This is a genomic window from Mesorhizobium sp. B2-4-18 (assembly GCF_006441385.1).
GTDB lineage: Bacteria > Pseudomonadota > Alphaproteobacteria > Rhizobiales > Rhizobiaceae > Mesorhizobium > Mesorhizobium australicum.
Genome location: NZ_VFUW01000009.1, coordinates 291,686 through 304,969, shown reverse-complemented (window position 1 = coordinate 304,969; position 13,284 = coordinate 291,686). Strand labels below are relative to the sequence as shown.

Sequence of the window (13,284 nt, the reverse complement as noted above, 5' to 3'; positions counted from 1 at the left end):
GCCAATCTGCGCAAGGAAAATACCGACGGGCAGGACATCGTATCCTATATCACCGGCGCCAAGACCGGCGAGGCGGAGTTGCAGGCCGCCTGAGGATGGAAGAAAAGACGTCTATGCCGCAAGTACCCTTGGCGCCGGCATCGACCAGATGGCGGCGTCCAAACCTTGCGTTCTGGTAACGACGCAAGTCTTTCGGTCCGTCCTATATGGGTCAGCCCTCGACGGTATAACCCGCGGATGCCATAACGCGCAGCAGTTCGCGATGGCCGATCCTGGCCATTTCCAGCGGCGGGTTCTTGATAGGGTCCTGCTCGGCCTCGACGACAAACCAGCCTTCATAGCCGTGGCCGGCGAGTCGTTTGACGATGGTCTCGAAGTCGAGCGAGCCATCGCCCGGCACGGTGAAGGCGCCCTTGACGACCGCATCGAGGAAGCTTTCGCGGGAGCGATCCAACCCGTCGATGACGGGCTGGCGCACATCCTTGGTGTGAACGTGGCTGATGCGATGGTGGTGATTGTCGATCACGCGCAGCACGTCGCCACCGGCAAAGGCCATGTGGCCGGCATCGTAGAGAAGGGATAGCGCCTCACCGGAATGCTCCATCAACAGGTCCACGTCCTGCTCGGATTCGATCGGTGCGGCCATGTGGTGATGGTAAGCGATTGGCATGCCCTGCTCGCCGCACCATTCGGCGAAAGCGGTCATCTTCCGGCCATAGGCCTTGATCTCCTCTTCGCTCAGGCGACGACGGGTGGCGAGGGGCGCCGAACGGTCGCCCTGGATTGTGCCCGCGATCTCGCCATAGACGATACAGGGCGCGCCCACGGCCTTGAACAACGCCATCTGTTCGGCAATGCGGTCCTTCTCGCGGGCGATGTCGCCATCGAGCAGCAAGCCCGAGAACCAGCCGCCGCAGACCTTCATGCCATAGGTGTCGAGGATCGGTCCGAGCACGCCGGCATCCATCGGGAATCGGCGTCCGGTCTCCATGCCGGAAAAGCCGGCCTCCCGCGCTTCTGCGAGGCATCCCTCGAGCGAAATGTCGCCACTCAGTTCCGCAAGATCGTCGTTCCACCACGCGATCGGCGCGATGCCAACTTTGGCTTTCATGCTCTGAGTTCTCCTTCCACAGGACGCAAATGGCTGCGTTGCGATCTATTATGAAATGTCTATTGACAAATCAATAGATGCTGCAATGATTATTGCAATACGGTTTTAGGGAGGACTGCGCCAACTCGCGCAGGGCACGCGATCCATCGGACATGCCGAGGATCAGCGCCGCCGGAGGCTGCTCCGAACGGAGTGAAACACCCGTCCCGCAATGCCGGAATCTTGTGACCGCCGCGCTGTCTGCGTGGCGTGTCTCGTGCTGTTTCAGGATGCTCAGATGTATGGCGACTACGGACTTTTCATCGATGGAGCCTGGCACTCAACGGGCGGGGGAGGCCAAACTCCGGTATTTAGTCCGGTCACCGAAAGGGCGCTCGGCGAGGTCGCTTGCGCCAATGGGGAAGACACTCGCGACGCACTTGAAAGTGCCCAACGGGGGCTTCGTTCATGGAAAGCAAAATCCGCCTTCGAGCGGGCCGATGCTCTGCATCGGATTGCCGACGAAATGCTGCGCCGCAAGGATGAAGGGGCGCGGATGATCTCCAGCGAGACCGGCAAGCCGCTCGCCCAGTCGGAGCGGGAATGGGCTCTCGCGGTCGATCAATTCCGCTGGCATGCCGAGGAGGCGCGTCGCATCTACGGTCGTGTCATCGAGAGCCGTGTCCCCAGCGGGCGTTTCGAGGTCCTGCATGAGCCTGTTGGCGTCGCCGCGGCCTTCACGGCCTGGAATTTCCCCGCAGCGTTGGTGGCCCGCAAGGTCGCACCGGCCCTGGCCGCCGGCTGCTCGATCGTGGTGCGTCCCTCGAGCCAGACTCCGGGCACGGCCATGGTCATGGTCGACTGCATGCGAGCGGGCAACCTGCCTGCGGGCGCAGTCAGCCTGCTGGTCGGTCCCACGGAAGCCACCTACACGCCGATCATGGCGTCGAAAGTAGTCCGGAAAGTCTCCCTGACCGGCTCCACGCGGGTCGGTCAGCAGATGATCCGCGATGCCGCCGATACGGTCAAAAAGGTCTCGATGGAACTGGGCGGCAACGCGCCGCTGATCGTCTTCGACGATGCCGATCTCGAGACCACGCTCGGTGTGGCGGTGCCAACCAAATATGCCAATGCCGGCCAGGTCTGCGTTACGCCCGACCGCTTCTTCATCCACGAAAGCCTGCATGACAAATTCGTTGAGGGGTTCGTCTCCCGGGTCAAGTCGCTGAAGCTTGGTGATGGTCTCGACCCCTCGGTGCAGATGGGACCGCTGATCAACGGCAAACGGCTCTCCGACATCGAGGCCGTGGTCGCGGAGGCCGAACGGCAAGGGGCAACGATCGCCGCTGGCGGCCGCCGTGCGGCGACCTTCAACGCCGGGCATTTCTTCGAGCCCACGGTGCTGACCAACGTCAGCGACGACATGGCGGTCTTTGCCGAGGAGAATTTCGGTCCGGTGGCGGCGATCACCTCGTTCTCCAGCGACGACGAGGCGCTGCAACGCGCCAACACCTCCGACATGGGGCTTTCGGCCTACGCGTTCACGCAAAGTCCCAAGCGTGCACGCCGGGCGATTGCCGAGCTGAAGGCTGGAATGGTCGGCATCAACAGCTTCGCGCTTGCTGCCTCGGAGGCGCCCTTCGGCGGCACCAATTTTTCGGGCATGGGCAGGGAAGGGGGTGTCGAGTCGATCACGGATTACCTCGATACCAAGCTCGCCCAGGTCGTTTTCTAAGGGTTGCCGCCATGATCCCCAATACCCTCAAGAAGCTCTGGGCCGACGGCCGTCCGACCATCAATGGTTGGCTCTCGATAGGCAACTCGTTCACCGCCGAGATCATGGCCGCGCAAGGTTATGACAGCATCGGCATCGACCTGCAGCACGGTGCGCTCGACTACAACGCCATACTGCCCATGCTGCAGGCCATGCGCGCCTCGGGCGTCACCCCGCTGGTGCGCGTCCCCTGGCTCGAGCCGGGCATCATCATGAAGGCACTGGACGCCGGCGCCTACGGGATCATCTGCCCGATGATCAACACCGCGGAGGAAGCTGCGAAGTTCGTCTCCTACCTCCGATACCCGCCGCTTGGACAACGGTCATTCGGTCCGACGCGTGCCAATTTCGCGGTCGGCGCCAACTATGCGGTCGAGGCCAATAGAGAAATTCTGGCGTTCGCTATGGTCGAAACCGCCGAGGCGATGGCCAATCTCGATGCGATCGCGGCCACGCCAGGGCTCGACGGCATCTATGTGGGGCCCGCCGACCTGACCTTCAGCCTGCACGGCGGTCGCCTGCCTCCGGCCTTCGATCGCGAAGAGCCGGAAATGATCGAGGCTCTGCAGACGATTGTGCGGGCCTGCCGCAATCACGGCATTCGCGCCGCGCTGCATTGCGGCACTCCGGAATACGCCGGGCGCGCCGTGGCATGGGGCTTCGACATGACCACCGTCTCCAATGACGTGCGTTTACTCGCCGGCGCCGCTGAAAGCGCCGTCAAGCGGTTCAGGGCGCTGATGGCTGGAGCCTCAGCCGAGGGCGTCAACGCCAAGGGAAGCTACTGATGCCTCACGTGCTTGTTGCCGGCAAACTGCATCCAAGCGGGATAGCCCTGCTAGATCGGACGCCGGGTGTAACCTACGACTATGTCGAGGAGGTTTCCGAGCCAAGCTACGCCTCGCTGATCGGCAAGGCCGATGGGCTGGTCATTCGCACCCAGCCGCTGTCCGCGCCGACCGTCGACAAGGCACGCAAACTCCGCATCGTCTCGCGGCATGGGGTCGGCTACGACTCGGTCGACCTGCCGGCGCTCAACAAGCGCGGTATCGCGCTGGCCATCGTCGGCGATGTCAATTCGGTCTCGGTGGCTGAGCACGCCATGATGCTGCTGCTAGCCGCCGGCAAGCGCACCTTGCGCGCTGATCGCGCCGTTCGCGAAAAAGGATGGAACTGGCGCAACAAGCTCGAGGCGTCGGAACTAGCGGGCAAGCGGCTGCTCATCCTGGGTTACGGGCGGATCGGCCGGCATCTTGCCCGTATGGCTGCCGGCTTCTCCATGGAGGTTGAAGCCTACGATCCGTTTCTCGAGAAGATGGGCTGGCCGGATGGCCAGGTGAGGCCGGCCTGCGACCTCGATGCTGCACTGGGCCGTGCCGACGCAATTTCCGTGCACGCGCCCAAGGGCGAGGTGCCGTTGATCGGTGCCCGTGAATTCGAACTCATCAAGCGTGGCGTCGTCCTGATCAACACCGCCCGTGGTGGCGTGGTCGAGGAGCTCGCTCTGATTGAGGCGCTGCGAACCGGCACGGTTGCGGCCGCGGGCCTCGATGTTTTCGACCAGGAGCCGCCAACGCCGGACAACCCGTTGCTGGCGATGGATCAGGTCATCCTCACGCCCCACATCGCCGGTCTTACCGTTGAATGTGGGGAACGCATGGCAGTGTCGTCGGTCAAGAACGTCCTCGATTTTTTTGAAAGCAAGATCGATCCCGCGCTGGTCGTCAATGGGGCCGAAATCAATGGGAAATGAGAAACCCAAGCTGCGGGTCGGGCTGATCGGGACCGGTTTCATGGGCAAGACCCATTCGTTCGGGTTCGCCGCGGCGGAGCGTGTTTTCGATCTGCCATTCGAGCTCGAGCTCCATACCGTCGCGGACCGTACCGAAGAACTTGCCGGCGCAGCCGCGCGGACGCTCGGCTTCAAGAACGCTACCGGCGATTGGCGCCGACTTGTCCGCGATCCGGATATCGATCTCGTCGACATCACCGCGCCAAACGCGTTCCACCGCGAGATGGCGCTGGCCGCTATCGCCGCCGGCAAGCACGTCTATTGCGAGAAACCGCTTGCTCCGCGCGCAGCAGAGGCCGCCGAGATGGCAACCGCTGCCGTGGCTGCCGGCGTACGCACGCAGGTCGGGTTCAACTACCTGTGCAATCCGATGATGGCCCTGGCCCGTGAGCTCATCGCGTCTGGCGAGCTTGGCGAAATCCGCAGCTATCGCGGGATTCACGCCGAAGACTACATGGGCGATGCTGAAAGTCCCTTCACCTTTCGCCTCGACCCGGTTGGGGGCGGTACGCTGGCCGATCTCGGCAGTCATGCCTTGGCGACCGCCGAGTTCCTTCTCGGCCCGATCGAGCGCGTTCTTGGCGACGAGGTCACCGTCATCAACAGTCGTCCGGACGGCAAGGGCGGCCGTACCGCCGTCGAGGTCGACGACATCGGTCGGGCTTTCTTGCGCTTCGCCAGCGGCGCCACCGGCAGCATCGAGGCGAGTTGGGTGGCGACCGGCCGCAAAATGCAGCACGATTTCGAGATCTATGGCTCGAGAGGGGCGCTGACCTTCAGCCAGGAGCGCTTCAACGAACTGCAATTCTACACCACTGCGGACGCCGGTCGCGTTCGCGGCTTCCGTCGTATTGAGGCCGGGCCTGATCATCCGCCCTATGGGCTGTTTTGCGTGGCCCCAGGCCATCAGCTTGGTTTCAACGATCTCAAGGCCATCGAGGTCGCGCTGTTTCTCGAAGCTATCGCCGGGATCCGTGCCGAGCCATTCAGCTTCCGCTCCGGACAGCGCATCCAGGAACTCGTCGAAGCAATCCACACCTCGGCGACTGGAGGCCGCTGGGTCAGCACAATTTGACGGCAATCTCGAATGTGGCGCCGGGGCGGCCGCTGAAGAACTTCATTCGACGGGCTTGCGCGTTTTGCAGGGAAAGAACTTTACCCTGTGGGCGTCGCACGTAGCCAGAAGGCAGGTAGGTATTATCGGCGCGTGCTATTTTGCCGATCAGGATGGATCGCGCGAAGCCGGATGACGGCGAATCCAATGCCGCGCCGAAGCGATTCATGCGTTTTTGCAAGGAATATTGCTCGACCGCAAAGTTTCGGTATGGTGGGTGATCGAAAAAGGATCAGGCATGGACCGCTTACGATCGAAACCTCAGTCTGCCGGCGAGTTGATGACTATCTTGAACTCAGCTCAGGATAACATGGGCAGAGGCGGACGTCGCGTGGCGAATTTCTTCATCGCGAACCTTGGCGAGACAGCCCTTCTGTCAGGATCCGAGGTTGCCAGTCGCTGCGGCGTGAACGCATCCAGTGTGGTGCGTTTTGTCCAGACCTTGGGATTTTCGGGCTACCGCGAATTTCAATCAGTTCTCCAACAGCATCTGTCCGCCTCAATTGTGGAAGCCCGGCAGTCCGGCGCGGGTGGAATTACCTTGCCCGAGATTTCAAAACCGCTTCGTATCGTTCTTCTTGCCGACTCAGGACGATCGTTCAACGAGGCTGCGGAAGCCGCGGCGAAGAACTTCAGCGCGCAAAACCCATCGACTGAGATTGAAACGGAGTCGCATGCTTCATACGACGTCCAGCCTGAGGACTTTGCGCGCCGGATCGAGAGCGCGGCTGAAACGTCCGATGGCATTATCCTGGTCGCCAGAGAGCATCCAGCAATCAACGATGCGGTGAGGGCGGCCACTGGACGGGGCCTCCCGGTGGTCTGCCTGACCACCGATCTCCCTTTGTCAGGTCGAGCAGCCTATGTTGGCTCGGATCAATATGTGTCGGGGGCTACGGCAGCCTGGCTGTGTGGTCGAATGCTCCCGCGCGGGACTGCCGGCAAAGTCCTATTTGTTTGCAGCGTGCCGTTTCGCTGCCACCAAGATCGGGAGCAGGGGTTCCGGCACGTCCTGCGATCCGAATTCTCAACCCTCGCTATCGATGAGAGGGTGAGCTCCAATGAGAGCATTGAGGTCATATACGAGGCAGTCCGGCGATACATCGCAAAGAGCGGTCCGCCGGCGGCCATCTACAATGTTTCAGGGGCTAACCTCGGGGTTGGGCGCGCATTGGAGGCAGAAGGTCTCAGTAATTCGACCGTCTTTGTCGGCCACGAATTGAACGCGAATTCCCGCTCTCTGCTCGAGCGGGGAATCATGGATGTGACGATCGGCCACGACTTCGATCGCGAGATTGCGCTATCGGTAGATTGCATACGGACGGCGCGCCAAGGCATCCAGCCTGTAAATCGAATTACGCAAAGCCAGGTTTTTACCCGCTTCAACTGCGCCACCTTCTGATTGATCGCAGAGTTCTTCTGCGAGCGATGATGTTGGGCAACCGAAGTGGTGGTTCCTTCCGATCGCCTCTCTAGATCGCCAACTTGGCGACAGGCGTTGGCGGGGCGAAGGGGTAAGCGCCCCAGACCGACTGGTCGAAATTGATCACAGAGCCAGTCATCATCCCGGCATCCTCCGAAGCTAGAAATGTGACGGCCTTGGCCACTTCCGCAGGAGCCAGCAGGCGCTCAAAAGGTTGTTCGGCCGCAGCCTTTTCGAGCCAGTTTGCGTCCGCGCCGTGATACTCGCGCTGGATGCGATCCTCGCCGTCGGAAGCCATCCAGCCGATATTCAGCTGATTGACCCGGATCTTGTTCCGCATCGTTGCAAACGCCGTGTTGCGAGTAAGTGTGGCAAGAGCACCCTTGGAGGCGCAGTAGGACGCGATAAACGGCTGCCCGGCGAGCGCCGAGGTGGATCCAATATTCACGATCGCTCCTTCGATATGGTCTCGGACCATCCGCCGGATGGCTTCTTGCATCAAGAAGAAAGGAGCGCGCGTGTTGATCGCGAACATCCGGTCGAAAAGCTCCTCGCTCGTGTTGAGGATGTCACCACGGTCCGTAAGGCCGGCGGCATTCACCAGGACATCGACCCGCCCAAAGGCCCTATCCGCGGCCTCGATCACCGTCCGGCAATCGGCCACGTTCCCTAGATCGGCCTGGACAAAGCGAACCACGCAGCCCGTTTTAGCCTCAATTGCTGCAGCGACGGCGCCGCCCTTATCGGCGTTGCGCCCACAGGTGACAATTCCGGCCGCGCCCGCGTCTGCGAGATGCATGGCGATCGCAGCGCCCAGTCCCTGCGTCCCGCCGGTGACCACCGCGGATTTCCCATCGACTCTGTTCATTTTTCAAGGCCTCCTCGCTCTGCAATGAATTTTGCAGAAGAAATCAATGCGGAATTTGTATTGACACACGTGCAATAATGCAAGATATTTTGCATCGTGCACGCAAAGACTGGTGCTTGGCTTGCACAACAGGCCGCAGGGAGGAAATTGATGTTGCGTATCGCCGTACTCGGCTGTGGCCGAATTGGTCAAATGCATGCTGCCAATGTCGCTCGGCATCCCCGATCCGCGTTGGCGGCGGTATTCGATGTCAATTCAGAGGCGGCCGATAAGGTCGCGGCGGCTCAAGGCGTCAAGGCCGCAGCCAGCGCAGAGGATATCTTCGCGTCGGACATGGTGGACGCCGTTCTGATCGCCACGGCAACTCCCACCCACGCCGACTACATAGAAATGGCAGTCGCTGCGGGTAAGGCGGTGCTGTGCGAGAAGCCGATCGACCTTAGCCTCGCCCGCGTCGAGGCGTGTGCCGCCAATATCGGCGAGACCAAGATCCCGATCCAGCTTGGCTTCAACCGTCGTTACGATCCTGGGCACAGTGCAGCGCGGACTGCGATGCTGGCCGGCGATATCGGCGAGTTGCACCAGGTCATTATCACGTCCCGTGATCCTGCGTTGCCGCCGAGAGCCTATCTGGAGGCTGCGGGCGGGCTGTTCCGCGATATGACGATCCACGACTTCGACTTGGCTCGCTTCATGCTCGGCGAGGAGCCGACCGAGGTCTTCGCGCTTGCCAATGCGCTCATTGATCCGGCACTCGGAAAGGAGCTCGATGAAGTCGACAGTGCAATGGTCATCCTGAGGACCGCGTCGGGCAAGCAATGCCACATCAATAATTCGCGCACGGCGGTCTACGGCTACGATCAGCGCGTTGAGTTGATCGGGAGCGCCGGAATGCTTCTTTCCGACAACCGCAAACCCCACGAATTGCGACGCTTTACCGGCACGGCCGCCGAGGCAAGCCAACCGTATCAGTTCTTCTTTCTCGAGCGCTACCAGGAAGCCTTCATGGCCGAGATCGACGGGTTCGTGGACTGTGTGGAGAAAGGCGCTGTTCCGCTGGCAAGTTTCGAAGATGGGCGTCGTGCGCTCATCCTGGCGGAAGCGGCCTACAAATCCATGAAAGAGGGACGTTTGGTGCGCGTCTCCGAGGTGGCTGCATAAAAGCATTCGGCGGCGGATTCGCAGGAGGATGAAAGATCCGCGCAGTGGGAGGAGTAGCGTTTGGTGAAGTATGGGCTCGCACGGTTCGTCGTGTGGGGAAATGACCGAGACCGGCCCCGCAATGGCGCGGCATCTTGGCTCCGCCTTCCTTGCGATCACGATCGAAGGAGAATCGCGACAGCGAGCCCGCACTCCCAACTTCTGGTCCAGGGCTCTTTCAGTGCTGCGGGGCCGGCACTGCAATTGCATTTGCGCGTGACGACATCGCAAACGGTGTCTCATCGCAAGATCGAACCTTTCTGTGGTGAGCACAGAAGGCCTAAGCGGTGTCAGGCCCGGCTCAACGGGCAGTCGGACCGCGCAACAAAAGGAGGAACCAATGAAATTTCCAAGTCTTCCCATTTCTCGCCGCAGGGCCGCCAGCACAGTGGCTTTCGGCGCGCTGTTCCTTGCAATAACCGCTGGGACCGCGCTTGCCGAATACAAGGCCGCGGACGTGAGGATTGGTTTCACCCCGAAGTTTCTCAAGGATGATTTCCAGACCTTGATGCTGGATCTCTCGAAGAAGGCCTTCGATGCAAAAGGTTTCACCCTGGTCGGTGCTCCTGATCCGAATGGCGATATCGCTGCCGAAGTCGATGCGCTCCAGAACCTGATTGCCAACGGCGCAAACGTTCTGGTCTTCGCTCCCATTGACGCGGCCGGAATCGTTCCCGCGGTCAAGAAGGCGAATGACGCCAACGTCCTCGTTTTCTCGATCGATGACGCCCCCGCGGGCGGCAAAGTGACGGCAACGGTGCGCGCGGACAATGTCGACGCCGGCGTTCAAGGCGCCAAGGAGATGGCCAAGCGCCTGCAGGCCAAGCCGTGCTGGACCGACAACAGCTGCATCGTGCTTGAGCTACAGGGTGCCCTGACCACACCAAACGGCCGCGATCGATCCGACGGTTTCTCCAAAACGCTGCATGAGCTCGCGCCCAAGGTGAATCTGATACAGCGCCCGACCGAATGGACTGCCGACATGGCCGCCGATGCTGCGCAGAACGTCCTCACCCAGAATCCTTCGTTGAGCGGCATCTTCATGGCGTCCGAACTCATGGCCTCGGCCGTGAACGCGCAGCTCACCAACGGCGGCAAGGGCGCTCCGGTGGGTGACCCGAACTCGGTGATCCGCATCGCAATCGATGGAACGCCTCAAGGGCTTCAGCTGATCCGCAGCAAGGCCCTCGACGCGACGGTGTCACAGCCCCTGAGCGCCTATGCGACCAAGACGGCCGAGCTGATCGAACTCGTCTCCAAGGGTGGCAAGATCGAGATCGGGCCACGTGACGACGGCCAGGTTATCGATACACCCGTTGGACCGCAGTACCAGCTCAAGGCGACGCTGGTGACAGCCGACAATGTGGACTCACCTGATCTGTGGGCGAACAAGATCGGCAAGTAAGCAGGACCCAAGGGGAGGAGCCGAGGATCATGGACAGCGCGCGACCCATCGTCGAGATGCGTGACATCGCCAAGACCTTTGGCTCGACCCGGGCTCTTCGCGGCGTGAATTTCACCGTCATGCGCGGTGAGGTTCACGCCCTGTTGGGCCGCAATGGCGCGGGAAAGAGCACGCTTGTTTCCACCTTGAGCGGATATGTTTCGGCCGATACCGGGTCGATCAGAATTGGCGAGGTCGAGGTAGAAGCGATAGGCCAACACTATGCGCCCTGCATTCGCAAGCTGATCGCCCACGTTCAACAAACGCCTCAGCTGTTCAACCTGCTGACGGTTGCGGAAAACCTTTTTGTAGAGAACCCTCTCGTCCGCAGAGGGTTCGGCGTGGTGAGCCACAAGCTGATGTTGGAACGCGCCGCTGAGCTGCTGAGCGAATGGAACATGGACATCCAGCCCCGCTCGCTTGCAGGAGAGCTGGGCGCCGGGACGAGACAGCTGCTCGAGATCATGAAAGCACTCAGTCGGGGTGTGCCCATCATGATTCTGGACGAGCCAACCGCGGCGTTGAGCAATGCGGAAAAACGGATTCTGTTCGAGCATGTGAGGGCGCTCAAAGCCAAGGGAGTCTCGTTCGTCTATATCTCGCATCATCTGGACGAGGTTTTCGAGATTGCCGATACAGTCACCATATTGAGGGACGGGAAGGTCGTAAAGGAACGCGAGCCCGTGGAGCGTCTCGACGTCGAGACCATCGCTGACCTTATGATGGGTGAAAAGACGGTCCGAAGCACGCGACAGGATTTCCTGACGGATGAAGCCCCTGTTCTGCTCCAGGCCAAGGGAATTAGGCTCGACAGCTTTTCGGAAAAGGATATCAACTTTGCTGTAAGGGCGGGCGAGATCGTGGCCCTGGCAGGTCCGGTGGGTGGCGGGAAGGAAGCACTCGCGATGGTCCTTGCTGGCCAGCAAAGGCCTGAAAGAGGCGAGGTGATCAGCCCTCGTGGAAAGCTACCGACTATCGGGCTGGTTCCGACCGACAGGCATGCCAGCGGCTACGTTGGCATTTTGGGTGTTCGTGAAAATGTGGCGATCGGTGGCCTCGACGTCTTGTCCGGCAAACTTGGTTTTATCAGCAAAGGCAAGGAAGCCAGGCATGTCGGGCGCCTTGCCCAACAGACGAACGTAATCGCATCGTCTCTGGAGCAAGCGGTGAGCCAGCTCAGTGGCGGCAATCAGCAGAAGGTTGTTTTCGCGCGCGCGCTTTGTCGAGCTCCCGAGGTCATCGTCGCTCTCAGCCCAACCCGCGGCGTCGATGTGGGAGCCAAGGAGCAGCTCTATTCGCTGTTGCGCGATCTTGCCAGCAAGGGGTTGGGGGTTGTGGTCGTCTCGGACGAGGAAGACGAAATTGATCAGCTGGCCAACCGGGTCGTGATCGTGTTCGAGGGGCACGTCGTTGATGAACTGGTGGGCGGATACACAATCAAAGATCTAATCCTGCGAATGGAGGGCGTCGTATGAGCACCGATATCGTGAGCAAATCCACGCCGAAGAAGGAACATTCCGGACAGTCGCGGCTGTCCGCCTTTGGGAGCGCCTTTGTGGCCGGTGGATATACGATGTATCCGGTCCTTCTCATACTGGTCATCGTGGGTGCCATCGTTGCTCCCCGGTTCGCCACGGCGGCCAATCTGCTGAATATCCTCGACCAGGTGAGCGTTCTGGGCCTGACGACAATCGGACTGACTTTCGTCGTCCTGATAGGTCGACTGGATCTCTCGCTCGAGGGAATTGTCGGCTTCGCTCCGATGTTGGCGGCTGTCACACTGGTGCCTGCGGCGGCTGGCGGGCTTGGATTGGAGTTGCCAAGTTGGACTGGCCTATTCGTTGCCCTGGGTACTGCGGGGCTGATCGGGTTTTTCAATGGTTTCATGGTCGTCAGGGTGGGTCTCAACCCGTTCATCTCGACGCTCGGGCTGCTTGTGCTGCTTCGCGGCGGAGTGCTGATCATTTCGAACGGGCGATCGATCTACTCTCCCGGCAAAGCGCTGACATACCTCGGTTCCGAGAGTTGGCTCGGTGTTCCAGTGTCTGTGATCGTATTCATTGTGGTAGCGGCCGTGGTCGGCCTTGTCTTCCACTATCACCGCTACGGTCGGGCACTGTATGCTATCGGCGGCAATGAAGACGCTGCGAGGGCCGCCGGCATTAACGTGGACAGGGTCATTTGGTCGGCGTTTGTCTTCGCGGCTCTCTTGGCGGGCTTAGCCGGTGTTCTGATGACGGGGCGCCTTGATTCGACGGTGACAACCCAAGGGCAGGGGATCATTTTCTCCGCCTTTGCCGCTGCCGTGATCGGGGGCGTAAGTCTTGGCGGCGGGCGAGGGACAATCGTCGGAGTTGTTAGCGGAGTGCTCTTGATTGGCGTCATCAACAACTTGCTCACGTTGGCGCAGGTTCCGTCCTTTTACGTTCAGGCATCGACCGGTGCCGTCATCATAGTCGCAGCGGTGCTGACGACGATCGCGAGCCAACGCTCAAGCGGCGTGCGAACCCGAACCTGAGATATTATGCCGGCAGGAGCTAAGGGTTTCTGCCAGCATAACTGCCAAGCTCGAATGGAGC

Annotated in this window: 12 protein-coding genes; 9 read left to right on the top strand and 3 right to left on the bottom strand. The window is 60.8% G+C overall.

All coding sequences use genetic code 11. The features are described 5' to 3' along the window. Positions 1–211: 211 nt before the first annotated feature. On the bottom strand, positions 212–1,111 hold the full coding sequence (iolE, locus tag FJ527_RS22425) for a myo-inosose-2 dehydratase (protein ID WP_140824039.1): 900 nt from the start codon (positions 1,109–1,111) through the stop codon (positions 212–214). Between the two features lie 277 nt (positions 1,112–1,388). Here iolE and FJ527_RS22420 point away from each other — a divergent pair, with 277 nt between their 5' ends. The 4 genes from FJ527_RS22420 to FJ527_RS22405 are packed head-to-tail and all read left to right on the top strand — an operon-like array spanning position 1,389 to position 5,731. Next, positions 1,389–2,825, top strand: a complete 1,437-nt coding sequence (locus FJ527_RS22420) for an NAD-dependent succinate-semialdehyde dehydrogenase (RefSeq protein WP_140824038.1) — start codon at positions 1,389–1,391, stop codon at positions 2,823–2,825. An 11-nt stretch (positions 2,826–2,836) separates the two neighbouring features. After that, entirely contained in the window at positions 2,837–3,652 is an 816-nt protein-coding gene (locus tag FJ527_RS22415) for an aldolase/citrate lyase family protein (protein WP_140620341.1), read from the top strand. Beyond that, entirely contained in the window at positions 3,652–4,617 is a 966-nt protein-coding gene (locus FJ527_RS22410; RefSeq protein ID WP_140620343.1) for a hydroxyacid dehydrogenase, read from the top strand. The genes FJ527_RS22415 and FJ527_RS22410 overlap by 1 nt, the downstream gene beginning before the upstream one ends. Continuing rightward, entirely contained in the window at positions 4,607–5,731 is a 1,125-nt protein-coding gene (locus FJ527_RS22405) for a Gfo/Idh/MocA family oxidoreductase (RefSeq protein ID WP_140824037.1), read from the top strand. Before FJ527_RS22410 ends, FJ527_RS22405 begins: the two co-directional genes overlap by 11 nt. Here the strand turns inward: FJ527_RS22405 and FJ527_RS22400 are convergent. Continuing rightward, positions 5,718–5,939, bottom strand: coding sequence for a hypothetical protein (locus FJ527_RS22400; protein ID WP_140824036.1), 222 nt, complete (start codon positions 5,937–5,939; stop codon positions 5,718–5,720). The genes FJ527_RS22405 and FJ527_RS22400 overlap by 14 nt on opposite strands. Positions 5,940–5,957: 18 nt before the next feature. On the opposite strand from FJ527_RS22400, the gene FJ527_RS22395 reads away from it, so the two are divergent. Beyond that, positions 5,958–7,172, top strand: a complete 1,215-nt coding sequence (locus FJ527_RS22395; protein WP_140824035.1) for a substrate-binding domain-containing protein — start codon at positions 5,958–5,960, stop codon at positions 7,170–7,172. Between the two features lie 70 nt (positions 7,173–7,242). Here the strand turns inward: FJ527_RS22395 and FJ527_RS22390 are convergent, their stop codons facing one another. Next, a complete protein-coding gene (locus FJ527_RS22390; RefSeq protein ID WP_140824034.1) occupies positions 7,243–8,061 on the bottom strand; it encodes an SDR family oxidoreductase in 819 nt (272 codons plus the stop codon). A 147-nt stretch (positions 8,062–8,208) separates the two neighbouring features. Between FJ527_RS22390 and iolG the strand changes: the two genes are divergently transcribed. The 4 genes from iolG (at position 8,209) to FJ527_RS22370 (ending at position 13,223) form a co-directional block, all read left to right on the top strand. Continuing rightward, complete coding sequence (gene iolG, locus FJ527_RS22385) at positions 8,209–9,222, top strand: inositol 2-dehydrogenase (RefSeq protein ID WP_210241260.1); 1,014 nt, start codon at positions 8,209–8,211, stop codon at positions 9,220–9,222. Positions 9,223–9,601: 379 nt separating this feature from the next. Further along, on the top strand, positions 9,602–10,666 hold the full coding sequence (locus tag FJ527_RS22380; protein ID WP_140620354.1) for a sugar ABC transporter substrate-binding protein: 1,065 nt from the start codon (positions 9,602–9,604) through the stop codon (positions 10,664–10,666). A 29-nt stretch (positions 10,667–10,695) separates the two neighbouring features. Next, positions 10,696–12,180 (top strand): sugar ABC transporter ATP-binding protein, encoded by a 1,485-nt coding sequence (locus FJ527_RS22375; protein WP_140824032.1) that lies wholly within the window; start codon positions 10,696–10,698, stop codon positions 12,178–12,180. After that, complete coding sequence (locus FJ527_RS22370) at positions 12,177–13,223, top strand: ABC transporter permease (protein ID WP_140620358.1); 1,047 nt, start codon at positions 12,177–12,179, stop codon at positions 13,221–13,223. Before FJ527_RS22375 ends, FJ527_RS22370 begins: the two co-directional genes overlap by 4 nt. Positions 13,224–13,284 lie beyond the last annotated feature (61 nt).